We start from the raw sequence: 25,981 nt of genomic DNA on the forward strand, positions 1-25,981 counted from the left end.
TCAGTCTCCTTGAATATCGGATTCGGATATTGGTTGTGGCTCTGCAATATTTTCAACCACAGTATAATGCAATGTGACCTTTAGTTGACCCGCCTCAACCTCTTTACTCAAAATCTTATCACTTACAATCATAGCATGTTCATCCAATTTTTTCTTTAGTTCTTTTTCGGCCATCTCTTTCGCTACTTTCAGCGCTTGCTTTTCTGTATATTCTCGATTCGCTTCTTCCTCTTCTCTCACAACATCTTTTTCATATGCAATCGGCAGTGTAAAACCAAATAATTTCACATCATGCTTTACACTTTCAGTACGAGAGCGTTTATACTTATCATGCTGAAATCCCCATATTTTTATTTTCGTATCCCCAAATTTAAGAAAATGTTCATTGTATACATTACCAGTATACACTTGGAATTGCGTCTTTAACGGGACATCCACCTTAGATGTATACCACGTTTCTCCATACACAATACCTTTCGCTGAAACAATCGTCGGACTTTCCTCATTACCATATATTCCTGATACGAGAATCTGCCCTTTTTCTACATGATCATTTTTCAGTACAACCGGCTTTCCAACTTCTACGAACGTCTTTGTAATAATCGCTTCTTTTTTTGCTACTAAATTTTGCGGCCTTTGTTCCTTTTCTTTCTTCGGTTCGTTTTTTTCAACAATTTTAAAATGATACGTCGTTCCTCTTACTTCTAGTCCCGCCCAAGTAATGGCATTAATATTATCTGTCAAATGGCGTTGTACATCTTCTACATTCGGCATTTGAAATTGTAGTTTCCCTTTTTTAATACCCATTTTATCCAATTCTTTCATCAATATATATTCCGTTTCAGGTTTTGCTCCTGTAATTTCAATTTTCCAAACCATATTTGACATTGCAATCACACCAAAAAAGAAAATTAAAAAACCAATTAAAAATCCACTATTTTTAATTAAACGCTTATTCCAAAAAGGAAAACCATAACGTCCAATAAAATATAATTTACATTCATTTTTTCTATAAATTGGTTTTATTTTTTTCACATCGCGTAACAACATACAAAAAACTAACGTTTCATCAGCTATCTTTTTAACATCCCAAACTAATAAATTCCTCCGTACACATTCATTAACAAACCGTTCCGCTCCTCTACCTTCAATTCGCACTTTTACATATCCAAGCCACTTTATAAACCATTTATTTTTCATTTACCACCTTCACTACCTTTCTAAAAGTAGATATACTACTTTTTATTTGAAACATTAAAATAGCTCGTACTAAAATGAAACCGAGTAAAACTGTAATCAGTCTCTATCAACGGAACTTTTACAGGATAAAGAAGAAAAACTTCACAAATGGAAGTTTTACTTCAATCACCTTTTTTTTCATTTTCTAAAAATGTTACTTGCTCAATTATCCCTTCGAGCAAAAGCTCTTCTGGAAGAATCGTTTTAATAACAAAGGATTGTCCTTTAATTAATAATTGACCGTGTTTTAAAAGTAATCGCACTTCTTTATCTGAAAACACTAATAACCCCCGATGATTTTCTATATAAATATGTATTTGCCCAACAAGAGTAATCCGAGGTAGATCCATTAATACATCCACTGGTAGGTCTACTTGTTTTGTCAACCAATTTTTCATTTGTTCTAATTTCTTCATCTCGAAAGACCCCCTCTCATCCCATATATATGTATTTCTTCACAAGTGCCTATCGTGTTATAACGACTTCACTAACATAACTATATTCTGTAAGAGTTCATATCATGTTAATTAAAACAGTCGCTATATGAAATCATATTTGTCAGGACAATGATGGATCAGAGGATGTTACCTTTAATAATAGAAGTATTAATACAAGAATATGCGCCCCTACAGGATATCAGTACAAGTTACATTAAGAAATTGAGCCTAGCGAGAAGTTAGAAACTTGAAAAAAACTGTTACAATTCGTTCTGGATGTGACATACTGACCATAGAATAAGTAGTTGTCATTTATTGGACAAATGAGATAAAGTGAAACTTTAATCCCCCCTCACCAATCGGGCTGCCCGTTAATGAGGGATAAAATCAAAAAAAAAAAGAAAATTTCTCCACTCTGAATGTTACGTTGTAAGTAAGAATATTTTATAGATGGTTGTTATATGAATTTCAAAAAATATTAGGGTTCATTAAAAAATGAATTAATAAATGAGGAAATACGAAAGTAAATTGGCTTTAGTCAAGAAATTTCGAATGTTATAAAACAAATTATCGACAGTAATATCCGGCCATTTTATGCAACTGATGCAAAATCTAAAATAGTTAGAATCTCTTTCGTTACCTTTGAGGATTATGCTGAAGAGCAAGCTATAAAACTTCAATCTGATTTTCAGAAGGTTCGGTACTTAGCTTTTATTTGCGAAAGAAGTTTTAGTCAAGGAAGTAAGAATAGGTGTAGAATCGGAATTATACAAGGAAATAATAAATTGAAACTTTAACTAGAGGGTTTTCTATCACTTATAGAAACCCTTTTTAAGTAATATAGCGTTTCTCCTTAATAAGAACAATAAAAAAACGTCTCATACGAAATGAGACGTTTTTTTACGCTAATAGCTGGATAACCAGCTTATTCACAAGTGATCCGTCTGTTTTACCTTTTACTTTCGGCATAACAGCAGTCATCACCTTACCCATATCTGCTTTAGAAGTCGCACCAACTTCAGAAATAACTTGCTTGATTACATCAACTAGTTCTTCTTCAGTTAATTGCTCTGGCAAATATGCGCTTAAAATCTGAATTTCACTTTGCAGTTTATTAACAAGGTCTTCACGACCAGCTTTTTTAAATTCAAGGAGGGAGTCCTTATACTGTTTTACTTCACGAGCTAAAACTGTTATTTCCTCTTCTTCAGTAAGAGTATGTTGCAGTTTAATACCTTCATTTTGTAAAGCAGCCTTAACCATACGAATAACGGTTAATTTTTCTTTTTGTTTATTCTTCATCGCTTGTTTCATATCATCGTTTAAACGACCGAGAAGACTCATAACTTACACCCTCTCTTAGAATTTACGCTTTCTTGCCGCTTCAGATTTCTTCTTACGTTTTACACTTGGTTTTTCATAAAACTCGCGCTTTCTTGCTTCAGCAAGTGTACCAGTTTTAGAAACCGATCTTTTAAAACGGCGAAGTGCATCCTCCAAAGACTCGTTTTTACGAACGACTGTTTTTGACATTCTCTTTCCCTCCCTCCGAAACATCACACTTACATACTAACTTCAGCATGCAAAAAGAAACACTTCTTCAGCATGTCTTTTACGATTATAATACATTTTATCACTTCAGGTCAACTATTTGGCAGAATAAAAGAAGAATAGAAGCATTTCCTTTTCATAAGTTATGCAAATAGCTAGTATCCTTTACTGATGAAGACAACTATATTTTTATCATTTCATCTTTTTTCATACAGGGATGCATGAAACGCCTCCCCACCTTATAGTACTTAACCGCTTCAAATAAAGAAAGCATGCAAACCGTTTCCGGTTGCACGCTCTTTTTATGCGCTAGCTGATTCTTTTTTTACATCATCTTCAAGAACACGAACAAATTGCGCTTCGTTATATGGATAACCAGCTTTCGTAATTTTCACTTTCACTAGCTTACCAATTAATTCTTCTGATCCTTCAAATACAATTTTCAAGTAGTTATCTGTATACCCTACATATAACCCTTCACGGTCGCCGTCTTTAAATTGCTCTTCTGGAATGATTTCAAGCACTTCACCTTCAAACGCTGATGCATATTCTTTCGCTAATTGATTAGATAGCTCAATTAAACGATGAACACGATCATTCTTCACATCTTCAGGAACTTGATCTTCCATGCGTGCTGCAGGTGTTCCTGTACGTTTTGAGTAAGGGAACACATGTAACTCAGAGAAGCGGTTCTCTTTAATGAAATTGTATGTTTCCATGAATTCTTCTTCTGTTTCACCTGGGAAACCAACGATTACGTCAGATGTAATCGCAAGGCCTGGTAACGCTTCTTTCAAACGATCTAAACGCTCTTGGAAGAACTCCATCGTATATTTACGACGCATACGTTTTAATACAGTATTAGAACCAGATTGCAACGGAATATGCAAGTGGCGTACAACTACTTCAGATTTATCTAACACTTCAATTACTTCATCTGAAATTTGACTCGCTTCAATAGAAGAAATACGAAGACGTTTTAATCCGCCTACTTCCGCTTCCATATCACGAAGTAATCCAGCTAAGTTATAATCTTTTATGTCTTCGCCGTATCCACCTGTATGAATACCCGTTAATACGATTTCTTTATAGCCTGCATCCACTAATTGTTGTGCTTGTTTAATAACTTCTTTTCCATCACGAGAACGCATTAAACCACGCGCCCAAGGAATGATACAGAATGTACAGAAGTTATTGCAACCCTCTTGTATTTTTAAAGACGCGCGTGTACGATCCGTGAAATAAGGTACATCAAGTTCTTCATACACACGTGTTTTCATAATATTACGGACAGCATTAATTGGTTGACGCTCTTTACGGAATTCTTCGATGTAACCTAACATCTTTTCACGATCCTGTGTACCAACTACAATATCTACACCCGGAATCGCCATAATTTCAGCTGGAGATGTTTGTGCATAACATCCCGTTACGCAAATAACTGCATCTGGATTTTGACGCACAGCACGTCTGATTACTTGACGGCTTTTTTTGTCCCCAGTATTCGTTACTGTACATGTGTTAATAACATATACATCAGCTTTCTTTTCATATTCTGTTCTTTCATAACCACCTTGTTTAAACAATTGCCAAATGGCTTCTGTTTCATAGTGGTTTACTTTACAACCTAACGTATGGAACGCAACAGTTGACATTGATCATCACCCCATCAATTCAAAATGATACGAAGCAGCACTTAACGCGTATAACGGCGCCGTTTCTGTTCTTAAAATTCTTGGTCCTAAACTACATGGTACAAATTTATGTTCACGAAGCGCTGTAATCTCTTCCTCAGCTAAACCGCCTTCTGGGCCAAATACAATCAATAGCTTTTGACCTGGTTTCATTGTCGTTAAAGCTTTCGCAAAATTAGATTTCTCACCTTGTTTTGCTTCCTCTTCGTAAGCAACAAGACAAACATCATACTCACCACTCATTGAAAGCAATTGCTTAAATGATGCCGGAGCATGTACTTCTGGAATTTCACTTCTATGTGATTGTTCCGCAGCTTCTTTCACAATTTTTCTTAAACGCTCAACTTTTTTATCAGCTTTTTTCGCATCCCATTTTACGATAGAGCGAGATGCTTGAAATGGTAAGAATGCAGCTGCCCCAAGCTCAGTTCCTTTTTGAAAAATTAACTCTAGCTTGTCTCCTTTTGGCAGTCCACTTGCAATCGTCACGAAAACAGGAAGTTCACTTGACGCCTCTACCCATTCTACAATAGCCGTATTAATAAATTCACTGGTAATTTCATCAATTGAACATACTGCTGTTTTTCCGTTTACACAGCAATAAATATGATCACCAGCTGACATACGCATCACTCTTGCGATATGATGTACGTCATCACCTACAATGCGAATACTTGTCTCATTTACATATTTCTCTTCTACAAAATAACGTTGCATATAATCACCTTAGTAGAGTTTCGTTCCTTTCGTAAGTCAACACTTACGAAAAGAACGAAACGTTATCATTTTTCATATAACAAACGGCAAGTCTCTCACCTTATAGTGAGAGACTCCCCTTTTCATTATAGACTAAAATCTATATTACGCATTTCGTGCAATAATTGCTACCCAATCTTCCATTCGTAACACTTCTTCAATTGTAAATCCAGCTTGTTCTAACGCCTCAGAAATTACTTTTTCCTTCGCAGCAATAATGCCCGATGTAATAAATAATCCACCTGACTTCACAACTCTTGCTGCATCTTCAGGGAATAATAGAATAATTTCTGCTAATAAGTTAGCTACGATTAAATCAACAGGACCTTCAATGCCTTCTAAAAGACTATTTTGTCCAACAGACACGATATCATCTGTTTTATTTAAACGTACATTCATTTCTGCACTTTCAACCGCAACCGGATCTAAATCATATGCTTGAACAGAAGACGCACCTAATTTTGCAGCCGCAATACTAAGTACACCAGAACCTGTTCCTACATCAATAATAGTGTCACCTGGCTGTACTGTTTTTTCTAAAGCACGGATACACATCGTTGTTGTTGGATGAGTTCCTGTACCAAACGCCATACCCGGGTCTAATTCAATGATTTTTTCATCAGGAGAAGATGGTGTATATTCTTCCCAAGTCGGTACGATTGTGAATGTATCAGAAATTTGTACTGGATGGTAATATTTTTTCCAAGCAGTAGCCCAATCTTCTTCATTGACTTCGTTAACGGTAATATTTCCAGTACCAATTTCGATGTCGTAAGATGGAAGCACATCAATAGATGATTTTACACCTGCAATCGTTTCATGTAAAGAATCCGTTTGCGGGAAATACGCTTTTATTAATACACCTTCCGCCGGATATTCATCTGGGTTCAATGCATAAATTTCACCATATTGTTGCTCGCGCTCTTTCGTTAACTCCGCTGGATCCTCAATCGCAACTCCACTAGCACCAGCTTCATGTAAAATATGAGAGACAGCTTCTACTGCTTCTTCTGTTGTATGAATACTAATTTCTGACCATTTCACAATTTACCAACTCCATTTTTTATTTCCATTATTCCCCTTTGAAAGCACGTTTAAGCTTTCCGAATAAACTATCATCCTGCTCTTCTTGTCCTGCAAATTCACGTAATAAATCTTTTTGCTGCGAAGTCAATTTCGTCGGTACAACAACACGAACGACTACATATTGATCTCCTTGGCCGTATCCACGTACGTTCGGAGCACCTTTTCCTTTTAAGCGGAATTCTGTTCCAGTTTGTGTTCCTGCTGGAATTTTCAGCTTCACTTTACCATGAACAGTAGGAACTTCCACTTCATCACCAAGCGCCATTTGCGCAAATGTTAATGGCATTTCGCAAATAATGTGATCTCCTTCACGCTCGAAGAATTCATGATTTCTTACATGAACGACAACATATAAGTCTCCTGCTGGTCCGCCATTTACGCCGGCTTCACCTTTTCCAGACACACGAATTTGTTGACCATTATCAATACCCGCTGGAATTTTAACATTGATTTTTTTACGTTTACGAACTTTACCTGAACCGTGACATGTCGTACATTTTTCTTTAATAATTTGTCCAGTTCCTGAACAATGACCACAAGCTTGACGATTTACGATACGACCAAACGGTGTGTTTTGTTCTACACTCACTTGACCAGAGCCTGAACAATGTTTACATGTTTCTTTTGAAGTTCCTGGTTTTGCTCCACTACCTTTACAAGTATCACATGGATCTTCTACTGGAATTTCCACATTTAATTCCTTACCAAAAATAGCTTCTTCAAAATCTAAAGTGACTTGATATTGTAAGTCAGCACCTTGGCGCGGAGCATTTGGATCACGACGTCTGCCGCCGCCACCGCCAAAGAAAGAACTAAATATATCTTCAAAACCGAAGCCACCGCCGAAGTCTCCTCCGCCGCCAAATCCACCGAATCCTTGATTTGCACCAGCATGACCAAATTGATCGTACTGTGCACGCTTTTGATCATCACTTAACACTTCGTATGCTTCTTGTACTTCTTTAAACTTTTCAATTGCATTTTCTTCTTTGCTTACGTCTGGATGGTATTTTTTAGCCAAACGACGATACGCTTTTTTAATTTCATCTGTTGAAGCGCCCTTGCTAAGTCCAAGGACCTCATAATAGTCTCGTTTACTCATAAATTTACAACCCCCGAATCTTTCACATAAACGTAATTTTAACACCGAAAGAAAGTGCTTTGCAACAAAGTTTCCTCACTTACAGTATGCAAAGCGAAAAACTTAAGATCCTCACACATCGCTTCTCATTCGTGAAAAAAGCCAAAGTCAAGGCACGCTTGACTTTGACTTTTTGTCATCTTACTTATTATGTTTACAGTTGAATTACTTGTCTTCTTTTACTTCTTCAAACTCAGCGTCAACTACATTGTCTTTCTTTGCGCCAGCGTCTTGTGCACCTTGCGCACCTTCTGCTTGACCGGCAGCTGCTTGAGCCTGCTCGTATAATTTAACAGTTAATTGTTGTACGATTTCTTGTAAAGCATCTTTTTTCGCACGAATTTCTTCAAGCTCGTTTTTCTCAATTGCAGCTTGTAATGCTTCTTTCGCTTCTGTTGCTTTTGCAACTTCAGCTGCATCTACTTTACCTTCTAAATCTTTTACAACTTTGTCTGTTTGGAATACAAGTTGGTCAGCTTCGTTACGAAGTTCTACTTCTTCCTTACGTTTTTGGTCAGCGTCAGCATTTGCTTCCGCTTCTTGTACCATACGTTCTACTTCTTCATCAGAAAGACCTGAAGAAGATTGGATTGTAATAGCTTGCTCTTTGCTTGTTCCTAAGTCTTTCGCACGTACGTTAACGATACCGTTCGCATCAATATCGAATGTTACTTCGATTTGTGGAATACCACGTGGTGCTGGTGGAAGGTCAGTTAATTGGAATCGACCTAACGTTTTGTTGTCAGCTGACATTGGACGCTCACCTTGTAATACGTGAATGTCTACTGCTGGTTGATTATCAGCAGCTGTCGAGAATACTTGTGACTTACTTGTTGGAATTGTAGTGTTACGCTCGATTAATTTCGTGAACACGCCACCCATAGTTTCAATACCTAAAGAAAGTGGAGTTACGTCTAATAATAGAACGCCTTCTACATCACCAGTAAGTACGCCACCTTGAACTGCAGCACCTAATGCTACAACTTCATCAGGGTTTACACCTTTATATGGCTCTTTACCAGTTTCACGTTTAATAGCTTCTTGTACAGCTGGGATACGAGTAGATCCACCAACAAGAATAACTTTATCTAATTCGCTTGGAGCAAAACCAGCGTCTTTTAATGCACGACGAGTTGGCTCTAATGTTCTTTCAACAAGACCTGCTGAAAGCTCTTCGAATTTCGCTCTTGTTAACGTTAATTCTAAGTGTAATGGACCAGCAGCTCCAGCACTAATGAATGGTAATGAAATTTGAGTTTGTGTTACACCAGAAAGATCTTTTTTCGCTTTTTCAGCTGCATCTTTCAAGCGTTGAAGCGCCATTTTATCTTGGCTTAAATCAATGTTATTTTCTTTTTTGAACTCAGCTACTAAGTGATCGATGATAACTTGGTCAAAGTCATCGCCACCAAGACGGTTGTCACCAGCAGTTGAAATAACTTCGAATGTGCCGTCTGCTAACTCAAGGATAGATACGTCAAATGTACCGCCACCTAAGTCATATACTAAGATTTTTTGTTCTTCGTCTTGTTTTTCTAAACCGTAAGCAAGTGCTGCTGCTGTTGGCTCGTTAATAATACGCTCAACTTCTAAACCAGCGATACGACCAGCATCTTTCGTTGCTTGACGCTCTGCATCGTTGAAGTATGCAGGTACTGTAATAACAGCTTTCGTTACTGTTTCACCTAAGTATGCTTCAGCAGAAGCTTTTAAGTTTTGTAAAATGATTGCAGAAATTTCTTGAGGTGTATAATCTTTACCTTCAACTTCTACTTTGTAGTCTGTACCCATATGACGTTTAACAGACATGATTGTATTTGGGTTTGTAATTGCTTGGCGCTTTGCAACTTCCCCAACTTGACGTTCTTCATTTTTGAAAGCTACAACAGAAGGTGTTGTACGGTTTCCTTCTGGATTTGGGATAACCTTTGGTTCTCCACCTTCCATAACAGCTACACAAGAGTTTGTTGTACCTAAGTCAATACCGATAATTTTACTCATGGCGAATCCTCCTAGTTTTATGTAAATTATTGATTTACTTTTACCATTGATGGGCGAATCACACGGTCTTTTAGTTTATAACCTTTTTGGAATTCTTCCACAACCGCGTTTGATTCAAATTCACTATCTTCCACTTGCATAATAGCTTGGTGTTCATTAGGATCAAACTGTTTACCAACAGCTTCAATCACTTCCACACCTTCTTTAGTCAGCGCTTCTAACAATTGACGATGCACCATTTCCATACCTTGTAACAAGGATTTCGTTTGCTCATCAGTCGCTTCCACTTGCATTGCTCTTTCAAAATTATCAAGAGCTGGCAAGATGTCTGAAACTAGACTTTGTGCTCTATATTTTTCAGCAGCCTGTTTATCCATTTGGACACGGCGCTTATAATTTTCAAAATCAGCTTGTAGACGTAATGTGCGACCTTCCGTTTCCGTTAGTTTCGCTTGTAGCTCATCTACTTTTTCTTGTAAAAGAGCAGCCTCACTTTTTTCTTCTACAGTTTCTTCACTGTTTTCTGGCGTGACAGCTTCTTCAACTTGCGCTTCTTTTACTTCTTCTACCACTTGTTCGTTACGCTCTTCCACAATATTCACCTCCTTAAAAGGTATTAGGTATCATGCATAGCATGATTACCTAAGCATTATATATTACACACAGCAATGAAAATTTCATCACTTGAGCGAATGTATTACTCTCATTTACTTTTTAAGTCCATCAGTAAATTGTCTCGTAAATAACTGTAACAAACTAATTACACGAGAATATTGCATTCTCGTAGGACCTAAAATAGCAATTGTTCCAAGTTGCTCTTCGCCGATTGAATATGTTGCAGAAATTAAACTACAATCCTCCATAGCCGTCGAAGAGTTTTCCCTACCAATTTTCACTTGAATCCCGACTTGTTTATGACGCAAAATGTCATAAAATTCGGCTTCATTATCAATCATGGTAAGTAAAGATCTAACCTTTTGAATGTCATGGAACTCTGGCTGCGAAAGCATATTTGCTTTTCCTCCAAAGTATATCTTTTCCGATAACGGAACTTGAAATGTACCATCCAACATTTTTATTGCACTATCGTAATTATGAACATACCCACGTAAAACTGTAACAATCTCCTTAAAGATTTTATTATGAAGTTCTTCCATCGGTACGCCAGATAGCTTTTCATTTAAAATATTAACCATTTTTTCTAAATCTGATAAATCAACAGATTCCGGAACGGTAATCGTTTTACTTTGTACATGCCCTGTATCGGTTACAATAATAGCGACAGCAGTTTGACGATCAAGCGGCACAATTTGTACATTTTTAAGTTTATTTGTACTTAACTTCGGTCCAAGAACAATGGCCGTATAATTCGTAAGTTCTGATAAAATTTGAGCAGATTGTTGTGCAATTTTTTCCGCTTCAAAAATTCTTTCAGCAAATAAATCTTTAATTTGTACAATTTCAGCGTTCGGTAAGTTTTGCGGTGCTAAAAGATGGTCTACATAAAATCGGTAGCCTTTCTCAGAAGGAACACGTCCAGAAGAACTGTGCGTTTTTTCAATAAAACCTAATTCTTCTAAGTCCGCCATTTCATTTCGAATAGTAGCTGAACTAAATGTAATTTCATCTTTTTTAGCCAACGTTCTAGACCCAACGGGCTGCGCTGATCCAATAAAGTCATCAATAATTGTTTGTAAAATTAAGAGCTGACGTTCCGTAAGCATCTCATCATCACCTCTGTTAGCACTCTTTGTCTTTGAGTGCTAAATCTATTAATAACTTACCAAAATTGACATTCAATTGTCAACGGAAACGTCACGAAATAATGAAACTTTTTCACGCCTATGGAACATTTAATTAGTCAATCAAAAATGATTGGAATACTTCATTCCCTAATAATTTTCCTTTTCGCGTTAAACGCACATGTCCATCTTCCTCTTCAAGCAATCCCTGCTCTTGGTTGCTTTGTAACTGCTTCGCGAAAACTTGATCCATCTCTACATTAAATTTATTGCGGAACGCCGTTTTAGAAACACCTTTTGTTTTTCGAAGCCCTAAGAACAACTCTTCTTCCATTCTTTCTTTCTCCGTCACTTTGTGAACATCTAAATACGGAAATCCTGTTTCATCAATTTTATTAAAATATTGCTTCAGCGGACCTACATTTTGAATACGTTCCCCGTTCACATAACTATGAGCTCCAGCTCCAAATCCATAATACTCTTCATTATTCCAGTATGTGAGATTATGTCTACTTTTATTGTCACCTTTTGAGAAATTACTAATTTCATACTGGTTATAACCGTGTTTCTCCATTTCATCCATTACTATTTCATACATTTTCGCTTCATGGTCTTCACCCGGAAGACGCAATTTCCCTTTGTTCATTAAGTTATAAAACACTGTTTTAGGTTCCACAATTAATGAATATGCAGAGAAATGTTGTACACCAAGCGTAAAAGCAATATCTAATGTTTCTTTTACATCTTCTATCGTCTGTCCTGGCAAAGCATAAATAATATCTACATTAATATTTTTAAATCCTACTTCCTGTGCTTCTCGAATCGCGAGGAATGCATCTTCCCTCGTATGCTTGCGCCCGATTTTCTCAAGCAGTTCATCACGGAACGTTTGCACACCAAAACTAATTCGATTCACTCCACCTTCTAGCAGTACATTCAACTTCTCTTTCGGCAGATCTCCTGGATTCGCTTCAAATGTTAATTCACAATTTGGGGCGAACGGACGCAAATGACGATTAATAATCTCGAGTAATTTTTTTGTCTGTTCCATATTTAACGCTGTCGGAGTTCCCCCGCCCACAAAAATCGTTTTTATACTATCAAACGGAACTTTTTGAACCGTATTTATTATTTCCTTCTCTAAATAATCTAAATATTGATCAACCGGTTGGCGTTCAATAAACACTTTATTAAAATCACAATAGTGACAAATGTGCTGACAAAACGGAATATGAATATATGCAGCTTGTACCAAATATAACTCCTACCTTTCTAAAAAGAAAACCTCCGCACTCCGGAGGGTTCTCTACTTCTCTAACGTATTACGAATTTGTTCCATTCGCATTTTTCCCCAATCATACATCATTTCAACGATCGGTAAAAGCGACATGCCTAGTTCCGTCATATAATACTCAACGCGAGGAGGAATTTCGGGATATACTGTCCGATCAACAATTCCATCTTCCATTAACTCTTTTAATTGGTTCGACAAAACTTTATGAGAAATGCTTGGGAATAACCGTTGTAATTCACTGAAACGATGTGGTCCTTCCACACCAAGGTGCCACAGTATCACAACTTTCCACTTTCCACTAATAATAGAAAGCGTCAATTCCTTTTCACAATTAAAATTACCATTTTGTATTTTATCTTGAATATCTTTTCGAATATTTTCGGACATTAACAATCTCCTAACTCTATATGAACTAAAAAGCTCTCTCATTATTGTAAATGAGAGCTGCTCAGATGTCTAAAAAGTAATTATACAGAAAAAAGAAGCCGCACAAACGACTTCTTTTTTATTTCAAATATTAGTTGTCATCCATTTTCAGTACAGCCATAAATGCCTCTTGCGGTACTTCTACAGAACCAACAGACTTCATACGTTTTTTACCTTCTTTTTGCTTATCAAGAAGTTTACGCTTACGAGAAATGTCACCGCCGTAACATTTTGCAAGTACGTTTTTACGCATCGCTTTAATTGTAGAACGTGCTACAACTTTATTTCCGATAGTCGCCTGAATTGGCACTTCAAATTGTTGTCTCGGAATTAATTCTTTTAATTTCTCTACGATTACTTTACCACGGTCATATGCTGAATCACGGTGTACGATAAATGATAAAGCATCCACTTGTTCATTATTTAAAAGAATATCCATTTTCACAAGTTTAGATGGTTTATAGCCAATTAACTCGTAGTCAAACGATGCATACCCTTTCGTATTTGATTTCAATTGATCGAAGAAGTCATATACGATTTCTGATAACGGGATTTCATATGTTAATGTAACACGCGTTTCATCTAAATATTGCATATCAATAAACGTTCCACGTTTACCTTGGCAAATCTCCATTACAGCTCCAACATAGTCATTCGGAACCATAATTGAAGCCTTCACAAACGGCTCTTCTACACGATCGATAGACTGTGGATCTGGCATATTAGATGGGTTATCAACAATAACATCTTCACCGTTAGTTAAATAAACTTTATAAATAACGCTTGGCGCTGTTGTAATTAAGTCAATCTTAAATTCACGTTCAATACGTTCTTGAATGATTTCCATGTGAAGAAGCCCTAAGAAACCACAACGGAAACCAAATCCTAGCGCTTGAGATGTTTCTGGTTCAAACTCAAGAGCAGAATCGTTTAACTCTAATTTTTCTAATGCATCACGTAAATCGTTATAACGAGCAGAGTCAATTGGATACAGACCACAGAATACCATCGGGTTTAACTTACGGTAACCTGCTAACGGCTCTGCAGCTGGACGTTTCGCATGTGTAATCGTATCACCAACACGTGTGTCACCAACATTTTTAATCGATGCTGCTAAGAAACCTACATCACCTACTGTTAACTCGTCACGTTGCGTAGTTTTCGGTGTAAATACACCTACTTCTGTTACTTCAAATTCTTTACCCGTTGCCATCATACGTACTTTATCGCCAACTTTTACTGTTCCATTTACAACACGGATATAAGCAATTACACCGCGGTACGGATCATATAAAGAGTCGAAAATCATACATTGTAATGGCTCTTCTGAATCACCCGACGGAGCTGGTACTTTTTCAACAATTTGTTCTAAAATTTCTTCAATACCAATTCCAGCTTTCGCAGAAGCAAGTACCGCTTCTGATGCATCTAAACCAATTACATCTTCTACCTCTTGACGTACACGTTCTGGATCCGCACTTGGTAAGTCGATTTTATTAATAACTGGTAAAATTTCCAAATTGTTATCAAGCGCTAAGTATACGTTTGCTAACGTTTGCGCTTCAATACCTTGCGCTGCATCTACTACAAGAATCGCGCCTTCACAAGCCGCTAAACTACGAGATACTTCGTACGTAAAGTCGACATGTCCTGGTGTATCAATTAAATGAAGAATATACTCTTCACCATCTTTTGCTTTATAGTTTAATTGTACTGCGTTTAATTTGATTGTAATACCACGCTCACGCTCTAAATCCATAGAGTCAAGCAACTGAGCTTTCATTTCGCGTTGTGTTAACGCGTTTGTTTTCTCTAAAATACGGTCTGCTAACGTTGATTTTCCGTGGTCAATATGAGCAATAATAGAGAAATTACGAATTTTGGACTGTCTTTTTGCTCTTTCTTCTTTATTCATCTATGTTCTCAACTCCTAATAGTCTCGCCAATATACACTAGCACTGATTATATCAATAGAGCAACAAAGATTCAATGAAAACTCGTGCTGCTTACGATACAAATCATTCTATCTATATCTTATGCGAATAAACCATAAGAGACAAACCCTTTTCAAATTTTAAAACGGCTGTCTTACAAATCAGTAAAACAACCGCCTCCCATGTTACTCTTAGCTAAAAATTCCTTTTATTTTCCCAACAACTATATCCGTCCCGAACTTCGTCATTTCATAAGCTACACTTGCTACCGCCATCCCAATTCCTTCTACAACATTAAAACTTCTTAAACGTTCTAATTGCTGTTGTTTTTCTGAGGCCGAAAACGAGCTACCCAAAATTTCTGATTCAGCACCTGTACTTTCTGTCCCTGTCATATGAGCTATTTGTTCATATGACAATTGCTGATAGCCTTTCATACTTTTCAAACCATGATTAGCAAGTGCCACTCCTGCTATCATCATAAGTAAACATAAAGCTACACTACATATACACAAAAGCGCAAAGCGACTCAAACCATAATCATCTGTTCCCCTCAATGTGTATATGCTCCCGTATTATCTTGATCAATTTGATGATGTAGCGCTGCATTTAAACCACTCGCTATTACATTCGCCATATCCTCAATAAAAGTATCTACTTCTTTTGGGGTTACCATTAAATTATGACCAAGAGGAGATAGCACTTCATAAATCAGCCTTCTTTTTTCTTCTTCTTCCAACGTACCAACAGCACCTAAAAACATATTTCTGCTCTTTTCATCCGGCATATCTTCTTCTGTTAATTTTTTCTTTTCTCCAAATGAAAATCCCGCTGGTAACAAAGATCGTGAAGGTTTATTTCCTTCTTTCATCTCTCGACCAAAATGTTTCAAAATAAAATCAATCGTATCACTTGTAATCGAAACAGCATCGACCACAGTCGGAACACCAATTGCGATAACAGGGATACCTAATGTGTCTTTACTTAGTTCTTTACGTTTATTCCCAACCCCCGATCCAGGATGGATTCCAGTATCAGAAATTTGTATCGTGCTATTTACTCGTTCAATAGAACGGGCAGCTAATGCATCAATTGCAATTACAAAGTCCGGGTTCGTCTTCTCAATAATTCCATAAATAACATCGCTCGTTTCGATTCCTGTAATCCCCATTACCCCCGGCCGAATTGCACTAACAGGCCTAAATCCTTCTTCTACACTTTCAGGCTGCAATTGAAACAAATGTCTCGTTACTAATACATTTTCTACAACTATCGGTCCAAGAGCATCTGGTGTTACATTCCAATTCCCAAGACCTACAATTAAACAGCTTGCTTCTTTTGTAACTCCAACCTCTTCTAAGAAACAAGAAAATTCTTTTGCAAAAATACGCTCCACTTTTTGTTGAAGTTCTGTATCTTGCTGACGTATCCCTTGTACTTCAAGTGTTAAATAATTTCCAGGTTTTTTCCCCATCGCTTCAGAGGCAGCTTCATCAATCGTTACTTTTGTAATTATAGTACCTTCTTCTTCTCTCTCTTTTACAATAACTCCCTGTATCCCTTTTTGTTCTTCTTGGCTTTCTTGCAACATTTGATGAGCTTCTACAGCAAGGTCAGTTCTAATGCTATATTTACTTAAATCTAATGGTTCTTTCATCGTATCTCCTCCGTAATTCATAGTAAATATCGTTAGATTTCCCAAAGTTATATAAGGTCATTCTTTCCTTTACGTGAAATTTCATGGATATACTATTGCAATTCTCTTCACCGTTTGATAGAATATCACTTGTTCTATGTAAGAATCGAGTCATTCGATTGCACCAGGGAGGTGAAAAGTATGGCAAACATCAAATCTGCTATCAAACGCGCTAAACTTAGCGAAGAGCGTCGTGCACATAACGCTTCTATCAAGTCTGACATGCGTTCTGCTGTTAAAACTGTAGAAGCTTTAGTTACTAATAACGATCTTGAAAATGCTAAAGAAGCTTTCAAAACTGCTTCTAAAAAACTTGACAAAGCAGCTCGTAAAGGTCTTATCCACCAAAACGCTGCAGCTCGTCAAAAATCTCGCTTAGCGAAACAAGTAAACGCGTAAGGCGTTTAAAAAACGATCCATTTGGATCGTTTTTTTATATACAAAAAAGTTCATGCACTAAGTACATGAACTTTTTTGTGTCATCACATATGATTTAATCGCATTAAGAAAAATTCGAGCACAAGCTTCTTATCCATCTTTCCCGTCTTCATACTATAATCAGCTTCCGCTAATTCTATAATCACTTTTTTTAATTCTTCAAAAGAGAAAAACTTCGTTTGATTCATTGCTAACTTTACACGATACGGATGTACACCAATATGAGACGCAATTTGATTTTGGCCATAACCACGTTGCTGTAGCTCTTTCACTTGATACAACAAGCGGAATTGACTCACTAATAACGCAAGTAATTTAATCGGCTCTTCCTGCTGCGTAAATAATCCATCCAAAATTTGCATTGCACCTGCAATATCTTTTTTCACCACTTTTTCTGTCAAAGCAAATACATTTTGCTCAACTGATTTTGGCACAAGCTCTGCAACAAGTTTCGTCGTAATCTCTCCGCCCATACCAACGTATAACGTTAACTTGTCCATTTCCTTCGCCAACATCGTTACATTACTTCCCACAAGCTCTAGCAACAAACTAACAGCCGCGTTATCAATATGCACATGCACTTCATCTGCACGAGCAACAATCCACTTCTGAACATCCTGTACTTGCATCGCATTCGCTTCTACTACATCTGCTGTTTTCTTTAATAGTTTTGTAATTTTTTTTCGCTCATCAAGTTTTTCGTAAGGCGCAACAAAAACAAGAATAGAAAATGGAGAAGGTTCACCAATGTATTCTTCTAAAATTTTTATATTTTGCTCTAACTTTTCTTTTTGCGAAGTCAAAAATAGCGGTGATTTTATTAACAGTACTTTTCGTTCTCCGAAGAAAGGAAGCGTACGCGCATCCTCAACCACATCTTCTAAATACGCTTCTTCTAAATCGTATGTCACAACATTAAACTCTCGATCTTCTTCTTCAAGTGCTTCTGTCGTAATAAGCTTTATCGTTTCATTTATAAAAAAAGCTTCCGTTCCATATATTAAATATAACGGAGCAAACTGTTTCTTTTTAATTTTTTTATGTATATCACTCATACTTTTTCCTACTCCCTAACTTGGCAATATATATTTATACTAATGCCCTAGCTTTTGTTTTACAAGTACAAAGGAACAGGCTTTATAACCCGTCCCTTTATTTATATTAAACGCCACGCAATAAGCCCCGGGTTTCTTATTGGTGTGCGGTAATCACCTTCCCTTTATTATTCGCAATAAAAATTTGAGTATAAGTGCCAACTGTTAACATGCTTGGAAACGAAAAACTCACATTACTTCATGATTTACAAGTAACAAAAAAGCTCGTTTTCTCTTCATATGGAAATTGTAGATTTTTTTCTGACAATATTTTATACTAAAGTGGAATGTTGGGGAGGGATTCTAAATGAATAATTTTGAACAAAACGTTCAAAGTAAACGCAATGACGCTATTGATTCAGGGGTAGGATTTATCGTCTCATTTGGTTTTTTCGCAACACTTTTCATCATTGCAACTGTTATTAAATTTATCGGTTCTTAAAGACTGCCACTTCATGGCAGTCTTCTCTTTTTCATCTATTATGTGTTTTATCATATGTGATTTTACTTTTAAAGGTTCCATTTTCCCCTTTAAAAACATAGGAAATAGCACCTTGCTTGTCCGTGCGCCATATCGCACTCCCCATCTTCTCAAAACGCTCTATCACTTCTTTATGCGGGTGTCCATACCTATTCTGCTTACCAACAGATATAATCGCTACACGAGGCTGTATGACGTTCAAAAAAGGCTCTATAGATGACGTATTACTCCCATGATGAGCAACTTTTAAAACATCCACTTGTAAATCTGGATATACCTCTACTAAAATCTTTTCCCCTTCTTCTTCCAAATCGCCTGTAAATAGCCACTTCAACCCTCCAAATTTTGCCCATATTACAATTGAAGCGTTATTTTCGCTTTTTTCTTTTCCTTTTGGAGCTAAAACGAAAAATTCCGCTTCATTTACACTCCAACCCTCCCCTTCCCCCACTTCAGTTATTTTCATTTCCTTTTCTAATGCCCGTTTCTTGACTACTTTTTCTAATACTGCATCTTTTCCCTTTCGGCCAAATACCACTTCTTTTACAGGTATATATGATAATAATTCTTGCGCAGCACCTATATGATCTGCATCTCCATGCGTTACGATTAATTTATCAATTGTTTTAATACCTTCTTTTTGTAAAAAGGGTATTAAAACATCATTTCCAACAGAAAATTCATGCTTTTTTTGTTGCCATTCTTCCTTATTTACACGAAGCGTTCCACCTGTATCAATAAGATAAATCCCTTTATCATACGGAAGGCGAATTAATATTGCATCACCTTGTCCAACATCAATAAATGTTACACTTCCGCTGCCTCTAAAATATGGATATATATAATGACATGTGCTAATAAAAAGAAATACACTCGCAACTATACAAACTATTTTTTTCGGCGCTCTCCGTTCCCAAACCATCAATATACTGACAATACTGGCGCAATATACAGCTACAAGATTGAAGGGCGTTTCCCCGAAGATAAGCTGGGTAAATGGTAAACTTTCACAATAACTTAGAAAATCATTAGACATACTCAAGCCTATTGATAATACATCGGCAAATCCTTTTGCGAGAAACGGGACAATTGGCATACACAGTAAAATAATAATGCTACATGGTAATACAATGATAGATAAAAACGGAACGTATAAGAGATTGAGGAGAATGCTATATGGAGAAAAATAACCAAAGTGATATAACAAAATCGGAGTACTAACGAGCTGTGAAATGATAGAAATATAAATAGAATTTCGGATTATTCCGTTGCTACTCTCTAACAATAACGGAGCAGACAAAAGTAAAGCGAAGCTACCTACAAAAGAAAACTGAAATCCAATATTAAAAACAAGATAAGGGTCATATATAAGCATGCATATAGCTGTTACACTTAAAGCATCTAAACTAGATAAACGAATCGAGCACATAAAAGCAATCAACATCAAAACTCCTGTTATAGAAGCTCTTATAACAGAGGGTGACGCCCCTGCTAAAACCATATACAAAGGAATACAAACGATAAGGCAAATTGTTGCTACCTCCCTTGTCACACCGCTTCTTAGCAAAATAAAATATACTATCACCATTAACATTACAATGTGCGAACCTGAAATTGCTAACAAATGTACAAGACCAAATTGTTGATATTGCTCTTCCACTTCAAACGTCATTTGTTGTCTATCACCAAATAGTAATGCATTCATAAAAGCACCTGATTGCTCTGGAAACATTTCTGTAACTTTCGAGATTGCTTGTTGCCTCAAAAGAAGAATCCATTGCGTGAGCGACAGTGATGTTTTATAGCATTCAGAAATATATGTAGCCTCAAATGTGAAATGAATATGTTGTTTGTATAAATAATCACGGTAATTAAAACCATGAAAATTCCGAGCTGTTTCCGGTTCTTTCCTCTCACCCTCGAATACACATGATATCCCTGCGTATAATTGTTGCATTTTTTTCTTTTCCAAGACTGATTTGATTCTATAACTTAACTGCACTATATTTTTATTCTGATCTTCAAATTGAAAAGATAGGCGATCCCCATTAACAAGCGGTGCATTTTGTATAACCCCTCTTGTAACTCCATAGGACTCCCCTAGAGGCTTATTCCACGTTTGAACATAGGAAGTGTACATGGCGCTCCTAAAGCACGCTACAATACAAAAAATGAAGGTTTTACGCGAAGTGCGATATAAACAGAAGAAAACATTTAAAAAGAGGCAAAAAACTATCAATAAAAGTGACGAGGAAAAGGCAATTGCAACCCCTATTATAAATGAGATTGCAACATACCCCCATTGTTCCTGCAACTTATACTCACTCCTTATAGCATCATTTTTGCTTTCGTGAATACATGCTGTAATTCTTCCATTGATAAATTATCTTTTTCTAAAGACGCAAATAATTCTTTCAACTCTGTATAACGTTTTTGCTCCTCTAATGCAGCAATATCATATTCTAGCGGAACGTGCTTCACTGTTACGTTCGCTTGTTCAAATAACTCTATGGCGTATGGATGATTTTTATAATCCTGCGCATAATAAACCGCTGTAATACCACTTTGAATAATTGCCTTACAACATTGTAAACAAGGGAAATGCGTAACGTAAATTTCTGCTTCCTCTGTTTTCGCACCAAACTTGGCACATTGTAATAAAGCATTCATTTCGGCATGAATTGTCCGAACACAATGATTATCGATTACGTAACAACCATCATCTATACAATGTACGCCACCTTTAATTGAACCATTATACCCACCAGCAATAATTCGTTTATCGCGAACGATCGTCGCTCCTACCGCAAGCCTTGTACATGTACTACGCAAAGATAGTAGATGGCTTTGCGTCATAAAATATTGATCCCATGAAATTCGTTCCATATTTTTCACCTACTTTTTTGTCTACTTGTAGTGTAGCGAAAGAAGAAAAACTTCGTCAATCTTTTACGGAATAATAATTTGATCTTTTATCTTTTCAAGAGACTTCGCACCAATCCCATCAATCTCTAATAAATCTTCTATTTTCTGAAACGGACCATGTTCTTCTCGATATTTCAAAATACTTTCTGCCTTTCGAGAGCCAATCCCTGTAATTTTTTCTAGTTGTTCTTTCGCCGCTGTATTTATTCGAATCTTACCATCTTCCTTAGAAGAAGTAAGCACCCTTGTTCTGACTCATTTTTACTCGGTATATAAAGAAGCATTTGATCTTGTACAATTTGTGCTAAATTCACTTTTTTCATATCTACTTCTGATAAAAAACCACCAGCCTTTTGAACCGCATCCTTTACGCGATCTCCTTCCTTCATTTCATATACCCCTTCTTTACTGACCGCTCCTTTCACATCAATTATAATTGTTCTTTTCTGTTCCTTTGTATCCGATATTTTCGGTTTACCCTTTTTTTCTATCTCCTTCTCTTGTACATTCATTGTAATAGGCGTTCGTTCTACACTCTGATTCGTTTTCCAAAAAACAAGAAAAAGTAAAGTTCCAATAATAGCTACTAAACCTAACCACTTTTTCGGAAAATCCCACATCATTTTACACCTCTAATCATAAATTTATAACATCATTCATATTGTTTAGGAGAAAGCTGTTACGAAGGAGGGATGAAACTTTGAACATAGGAATTATAGGGACAGGAAACATGGGAAATATACTAATCGATGCATTTTTAGAAACCCGTGCTGTCAAACCTTCTTGCCTTACAATCATTAATCGGACGCCTGCAAAAGCATATCATATAAAAGAAAAATACCCTTCTGTTCAGATAGCAAAAACAATCCCGGAAGTAATCGAACAATCACAACTTATTTTTATTTGTGTTAAGCCGATAGATATATACCCTATCCTAAAAAAATACGCTGAACATTTTTCTGATGAAACGTGCTTAGTTTCTATTACAAGTCCAATATCTCCATCACAATTAGAGACTCTCGTACCTTGCCACGTCGCACGTATCATTCCAAGTATCACAAATCGCGCTCTCTCTGGCGCCTCACTATTTACATTTGGAGATAATTGCTCTGAAGAATGGCAACAAAAACTACTTCGTCTATTCAAAAACATTTCTACACCTCTTGTAATAAAAGAAGATATAACGCGCGTTTCATCTGATATAGCAAGTTGCGGTCCTGCTTTCTTTAGTTATTTACTACAATGCTTCATTAACGCTGCTGTAGATAAAACAAATATTACACACGAAGAGGCTACTACTTTAGTAAGTGAAATGGTCGTGGGGATGGGGAAATTACTTGAAAAAGAAATCTTCACATTACCTACCTTACAAGAAAAGGTTTGCGTGAAAGGCGGCGTTACTGGGGAAGGCATTCGGGTTTTAGAAGAACACGTTGGAGATATGTTCCATAAGTTAATCGAGCGAACACATGAAAAATTTGATGAAGATTTAGAATACGTTGATCAGCAATTCAATAAACACACATAATAAATACGTCATTTTCATTCCAAATCCTTTTTATAAATACTTACTTTTTTACAATACATTTTCACGTCAACTACTATTCCCACACTTTACGCATACAATCTTCAGATTATGCTAGAACTAAAAATACATTTTCTTTATAAAACAAAAGCAACCTTCTCGGTTGCTTTTGTTTTATCCGTTTTTCTTCGCCATGAAGAAAATACGCTCTGTTTGTTCTGTAACTTCAAGTCGCTCAAAATCACCTGTTACACGAAGCACTGTAAAACCTGCTTCTTCAAGCCATTTCGTTAACTCTTCCACTTGATATGCACGTTGCACGTGACATTCGTCAAACCGATGGTACACATCTTCTTCCGGATCTTGAACAAAGAATGTTAAATCATGCTCTACACTATTTGATTCTTCACCAGGGAAGCAATTCCAAATAAGAGATATTTCTTCTCCATTCACTGTATACGTTTCATTTTGAAATACATGATGTATTTTATATAAAGAATGTACATCAAATAAAAACAAACCATCTTGACGTAAATGATGAAATACTCTTCTAAATGTTTCTTGTACTCCATCTTCTTGCAATACATAATTTAATGAATCACAAAAGATGGTTACACAATCAAACTCACCTGGAACATCAAGCTCTCGCATGTCTTGTTGATAAAAAGGAATAAAGTATCCCTCTCCTCCTAGTTTTTGCTGAGCGACTGTTAACATTTCTTCTGAAAGATCGACACCTATTAAATCGTAACCCTTTTGCACAAGCGGCAGGGTTACATTACCTGTACCGCATGCTACATCAAGAATTTTTGCCTCTTTCATATCTGCCTGCTGTAAACTTTCCTCTGTAAATTCCACCCATTTATCATAAGGGACATCATTCATTAGTTCGTCGTACAACAATGCAAATTGTTCGTATTTCATTGGCCTAACTCTTCTGTAATATCTTCACGTGGCACATCGCCCCATAGACGCTCTAAATTATAGTGATTACGCTCATCTTTATGGAATACATGAGCAACTACATCTCCAAGATCAACTAATACCCAACGTGCTTCGTCAAACCCTTCCATACGTTGTACGTCGATTTGGAACTCATGTGCTTTTGATTTAATTTCACGTGCAATTGCTTGCACTTGTTTGTCTGAATTCCCGTGACAAATAATGAAATAATCTGCAATTGGTGAAATACCTTGCATATTTAGGACAACCATATCTTCTGCTCTCTTATCATCAGCTGCTTTTGCCGCTAATACTAATAAATCTTTATCGTTCATTTACTCATTTCCTCCTTGATAACTGCATTGTATGTTTGGAATGTTAATGGATAAATCGTCTGATCTTTTTCCATTAAAAATTGAATTGTTCTCTTTAACGCAAATAATAAAGCTTGATTTATATCCGTATATGCGAGTTTACGAGCCTCTTCCACTCCTGGAAACTTTCGCCCAGGTTCAATGTAATCAGCTACATAAATCACTTTATCTAACATCGTCATATTCTCATGACCACTTGTATGATATGTAATAGCTTGCAAAATTTCAGAATCCGTAATGCCTACTTCTTTTTCTACTAAGTATGCCCCAACAGGTGCATGCCATAACTCTTTGTTATAGCAAAGTAAATCTTTCGGCAAATCTTCACGTTTAATAATCTCTTCCATCTCTGAAATTGCTCTACATTTCGCATAATCATGGAATATAGCTGCCATCTCTGCTTTTTTTTCGTCCACACCGTATAACTTAGCAAGCTCAATCGCTGTCTCCATTACACCAATTGTGTGTATATAACGTTTTTCATGCATTTGTTGTTTGACAATATGCAGTGCATTCTCACGATTCATACAACCCATTCCTCTCGATATATACCTGTACTTTTTCGGGAAGTAAATATTTACACGTTTTCTTCTCCTTATATCTCTCACGTAATAAGGATGAAGAAACTGCAAATTCCGGAATTTCCACTGTAGTAATCTTATATGGTGTATGCAATGTATACCCAGGTCTTGCAACTCCAACAAACGTTACAAGATTAAGTAAAGCTTCAATGTTATACCACTTCGGTAAATACTCAACCATATCCCCACCAATAATAAAGTGAAACTGCACATCCGGATACTTCTTCGTCAATTGTAACATAGTGTCATACGTATAAGATGGGCCCTTCCTACTTAGCTCTTCTAAACAAATAGAAAAGTGCTCTTCTGCCTCAGTCGCGAGCTCTAACATATGTAAACGACTTTCTACACTTGTAATATTCCGCCCTTGTTTATGTGGCGGAATCTGGTTTGGCAAGAACCATACTTCTTCCAAGTTCAAAGCGTGATATACTTCATTTGCAATTAGCAAATGTCCATAGTGAGGCGGATCAAATGTACCGCCAATGATGCCAATTTTTCTCAAAAGAAACGCCCCTTCCTTTTACATACAGCAACTCTCCTCGGTTAGGAATGAAGAGAGTTGCTATTAATAAAAGTTCAATTGGTTTCGCTCTCTACATCATTACGCATAAACGATAAAAA

At 36.7% G+C, this 25,981-nt stretch carries 26 protein-coding genes and 1 pseudogene; 3 read left to right on the top strand and 24 right to left on the bottom strand.

Features of this window, described 5'->3' with window-relative positions:
- From yqfD to gpr, 16 genes are all read right to left on the bottom strand, one after another.
- The gene (gene yqfD, locus GBN78_RS02740) at positions 1-1,200 is read right to left on the bottom strand and encodes a sporulation protein YqfD (RefSeq protein ID WP_000792499.1); all 1,200 of its coding nucleotides are present in this window, start codon (positions 1,198-1,200) and stop codon (positions 1-3) included.
- Positions 1,201-1,361: 161 nt separating this feature from the next.
- The gene (gene yqfC / locus GBN78_RS02745) at positions 1,362-1,655 is read right to left on the bottom strand and encodes a sporulation protein YqfC (protein WP_000732269.1); all 294 of its coding nucleotides are present in this window, start codon (positions 1,653-1,655) and stop codon (positions 1,362-1,364) included.
- Between the two features lie 921 nt (positions 1,656-2,576).
- Positions 2,577-3,020 carry a GatB/YqeY domain-containing protein gene (locus tag GBN78_RS02755; protein WP_000054562.1) on the bottom strand — a complete coding sequence of 148 codons (444 nt, stop codon included), beginning with the start codon at positions 3,018-3,020 and terminating at the stop codon, positions 2,577-2,579.
- 15 nt (positions 3,021-3,035) lie between these two features.
- The gene (gene rpsU, locus GBN78_RS02760) at positions 3,036-3,209 is read right to left on the bottom strand and encodes a 30S ribosomal protein S21 (RefSeq protein ID WP_000048061.1); all 174 of its coding nucleotides are present in this window, start codon (positions 3,207-3,209) and stop codon (positions 3,036-3,038) included.
- Positions 3,210-3,529: 320 nt separating this feature from the next.
- The gene (gene mtaB, locus GBN78_RS02765) at positions 3,530-4,882 is read right to left on the bottom strand and encodes a tRNA (N(6)-L-threonylcarbamoyladenosine(37)-C(2))-methylthiotransferase MtaB (protein ID WP_000108679.1); all 1,353 of its coding nucleotides are present in this window, start codon (positions 4,880-4,882) and stop codon (positions 3,530-3,532) included.
- A 6-nt stretch (positions 4,883-4,888) separates the two neighbouring features.
- Positions 4,889-5,638 carry a 16S rRNA (uracil(1498)-N(3))-methyltransferase gene (locus GBN78_RS02770; RefSeq protein WP_001190159.1) on the bottom strand — a complete coding sequence of 250 codons (750 nt, stop codon included), beginning with the start codon at positions 5,636-5,638 and terminating at the stop codon, positions 4,889-4,891.
- Positions 5,639-5,782: 144 nt separating this feature from the next.
- Positions 5,783-6,721, bottom strand: a complete 939-nt coding sequence (gene prmA, locus GBN78_RS02775) for a 50S ribosomal protein L11 methyltransferase (protein ID WP_000872103.1) — start codon at positions 6,719-6,721, stop codon at positions 5,783-5,785.
- A 28-nt stretch (positions 6,722-6,749) separates the two neighbouring features.
- Positions 6,750-7,865: a chaperone protein DnaJ gene (gene dnaJ, locus GBN78_RS02780; RefSeq protein ID WP_000043947.1), complete on the bottom strand. Its 1,116-nt coding sequence runs from the start codon at positions 7,863-7,865 to the stop codon at positions 6,750-6,752.
- A gap of 204 nt (positions 7,866-8,069) precedes the next feature.
- Positions 8,070-9,905 carry a chaperone protein DnaK gene (gene dnaK, locus GBN78_RS02785; protein WP_000034700.1) on the bottom strand — a complete coding sequence of 612 codons (1,836 nt, stop codon included), beginning with the start codon at positions 9,903-9,905 and terminating at the stop codon, positions 8,070-8,072.
- Between the two features lie 26 nt (positions 9,906-9,931).
- Complete coding sequence (grpE, locus tag GBN78_RS02790; RefSeq protein WP_000392711.1) at positions 9,932-10,498, bottom strand: nucleotide exchange factor GrpE; 567 nt, start codon at positions 10,496-10,498, stop codon at positions 9,932-9,934.
- A gap of 114 nt (positions 10,499-10,612) precedes the next feature.
- The gene (hrcA, locus tag GBN78_RS02795; RefSeq protein ID WP_000954941.1) at positions 10,613-11,629 is read right to left on the bottom strand and encodes a heat-inducible transcriptional repressor HrcA; all 1,017 of its coding nucleotides are present in this window, start codon (positions 11,627-11,629) and stop codon (positions 10,613-10,615) included.
- 133 nt (positions 11,630-11,762) lie between these two features.
- Positions 11,763-12,902, bottom strand: a complete 1,140-nt coding sequence (hemW, locus tag GBN78_RS02800; RefSeq protein ID WP_000249427.1) for a radical SAM family heme chaperone HemW — start codon at positions 12,900-12,902, stop codon at positions 11,763-11,765.
- 51 nt (positions 12,903-12,953) lie between these two features.
- Positions 12,954-13,328, bottom strand: a complete 375-nt coding sequence (locus tag GBN78_RS02805; protein ID WP_001293539.1) for a winged helix-turn-helix transcriptional regulator — start codon at positions 13,326-13,328, stop codon at positions 12,954-12,956.
- Positions 13,329-13,458: 130 nt separating this feature from the next.
- On the bottom strand, positions 13,459-15,282 hold the full coding sequence (lepA, locus tag GBN78_RS02810; protein ID WP_001030951.1) for an elongation factor 4: 1,824 nt from the start codon (positions 15,280-15,282) through the stop codon (positions 13,459-13,461).
- Positions 15,283-15,492: 210 nt separating this feature from the next.
- Positions 15,493-15,858: a YqxA family protein gene (locus GBN78_RS02815; RefSeq protein ID WP_001215034.1), complete on the bottom strand. Its 366-nt coding sequence runs from the start codon at positions 15,856-15,858 to the stop codon at positions 15,493-15,495.
- The gene (gene gpr / locus GBN78_RS02820) at positions 15,855-16,958 is read right to left on the bottom strand and encodes a GPR endopeptidase (RefSeq protein WP_000662616.1); all 1,104 of its coding nucleotides are present in this window, start codon (positions 16,956-16,958) and stop codon (positions 15,855-15,857) included. Before gpr ends, GBN78_RS02815 begins: the two co-directional genes overlap by 4 nt.
- Positions 16,959-17,138: 180 nt before the next feature.
- Here gpr and rpsT point away from each other — a divergent pair, with 180 nt between their 5' ends.
- Positions 17,139-17,396, top strand: coding sequence for a 30S ribosomal protein S20 (rpsT, locus tag GBN78_RS02825; protein WP_001274011.1), 258 nt, complete (start codon positions 17,139-17,141; stop codon positions 17,394-17,396).
- An 83-nt stretch (positions 17,397-17,479) separates the two neighbouring features.
- Here rpsT and holA read toward each other — a convergent pair whose 3' ends face one another.
- Entirely contained in the window at positions 17,480-18,490 is a 1,011-nt protein-coding gene (gene holA, locus GBN78_RS02830) for a DNA polymerase III subunit delta (protein ID WP_001279908.1), read from the bottom strand.
- A 346-nt stretch (positions 18,491-18,836) separates the two neighbouring features.
- On the opposite strand from holA, the gene GBN78_RS02835 reads away from it, so the two are divergent.
- Positions 18,837-18,971: a YqzM family protein gene (locus GBN78_RS02835; protein WP_001058627.1), complete on the top strand. Its 135-nt coding sequence runs from the start codon at positions 18,837-18,839 to the stop codon at positions 18,969-18,971.
- A gap of 31 nt (positions 18,972-19,002) precedes the next feature.
- Here GBN78_RS02835 and GBN78_RS02840 read toward each other — a convergent pair whose 3' ends face one another.
- From GBN78_RS02840 to GBN78_RS02850, 3 genes and pseudogenes are all read right to left on the bottom strand, one after another.
- Positions 19,003-21,324, bottom strand: a complete 2,322-nt coding sequence (locus GBN78_RS02840; protein WP_152126921.1) for a DNA internalization-related competence protein ComEC/Rec2 — start codon at positions 21,322-21,324, stop codon at positions 19,003-19,005.
- A 14-nt stretch (positions 21,325-21,338) separates the two neighbouring features.
- Positions 21,339-21,896: a ComE operon protein 2 gene (locus GBN78_RS02845; protein WP_000439773.1), complete on the bottom strand. Its 558-nt coding sequence runs from the start codon at positions 21,894-21,896 to the stop codon at positions 21,339-21,341.
- Between the two features lie 63 nt (positions 21,897-21,959).
- Positions 21,960-22,558: pseudogene (locus tag GBN78_RS02850) on the bottom strand (helix-hairpin-helix domain-containing protein).
- Between the two features lie 77 nt (positions 22,559-22,635).
- Here GBN78_RS02850 and comER point away from each other — a divergent pair.
- Positions 22,636-23,463 carry a late competence protein ComER gene (comER, locus tag GBN78_RS02855; protein ID WP_152126923.1) on the top strand — a complete coding sequence of 276 codons (828 nt, stop codon included), beginning with the start codon at positions 22,636-22,638 and terminating at the stop codon, positions 23,461-23,463.
- A gap of 171 nt (positions 23,464-23,634) precedes the next feature.
- Here the strand turns inward: comER and GBN78_RS02860 are convergent, their stop codons facing one another.
- The 4 genes from GBN78_RS02860 to nadD are packed head-to-tail and all read right to left on the bottom strand — an operon-like array spanning position 23,635 to position 25,862.
- Positions 23,635-24,384, bottom strand: a complete 750-nt coding sequence (locus tag GBN78_RS02860; protein ID WP_000873069.1) for a class I SAM-dependent methyltransferase — start codon at positions 24,382-24,384, stop codon at positions 23,635-23,637.
- Positions 24,381-24,737 carry a ribosome silencing factor gene (rsfS, locus tag GBN78_RS02865; protein WP_000998173.1) on the bottom strand — a complete coding sequence of 119 codons (357 nt, stop codon included), beginning with the start codon at positions 24,735-24,737 and terminating at the stop codon, positions 24,381-24,383. The genes GBN78_RS02860 and rsfS overlap by 4 nt, the downstream gene beginning before the upstream one ends.
- Positions 24,734-25,303 carry a bis(5'-nucleosyl)-tetraphosphatase (symmetrical) YqeK gene (yqeK, locus tag GBN78_RS02870; RefSeq protein ID WP_001078477.1) on the bottom strand — a complete coding sequence of 190 codons (570 nt, stop codon included), beginning with the start codon at positions 25,301-25,303 and terminating at the stop codon, positions 24,734-24,736. The genes rsfS and yqeK overlap by 4 nt, the downstream gene beginning before the upstream one ends.
- On the bottom strand, positions 25,293-25,862 hold the full coding sequence (gene nadD / locus GBN78_RS02875; protein WP_001226048.1) for a nicotinate-nucleotide adenylyltransferase: 570 nt from the start codon (positions 25,860-25,862) through the stop codon (positions 25,293-25,295). Before nadD ends, yqeK begins: the two co-directional genes overlap by 11 nt.
- Positions 25,863-25,981: the final 119 nt, after the last annotated feature.

Origin of the sequence: Bacillus sp. B2-WWTP-C-10-Post-4, from assembly GCF_009183805.1 — a bacterium.
Lineage (GTDB): Bacteria > Bacillota > Bacilli > Bacillales > Bacillaceae_G > Bacillus_A > Bacillus_A cereus.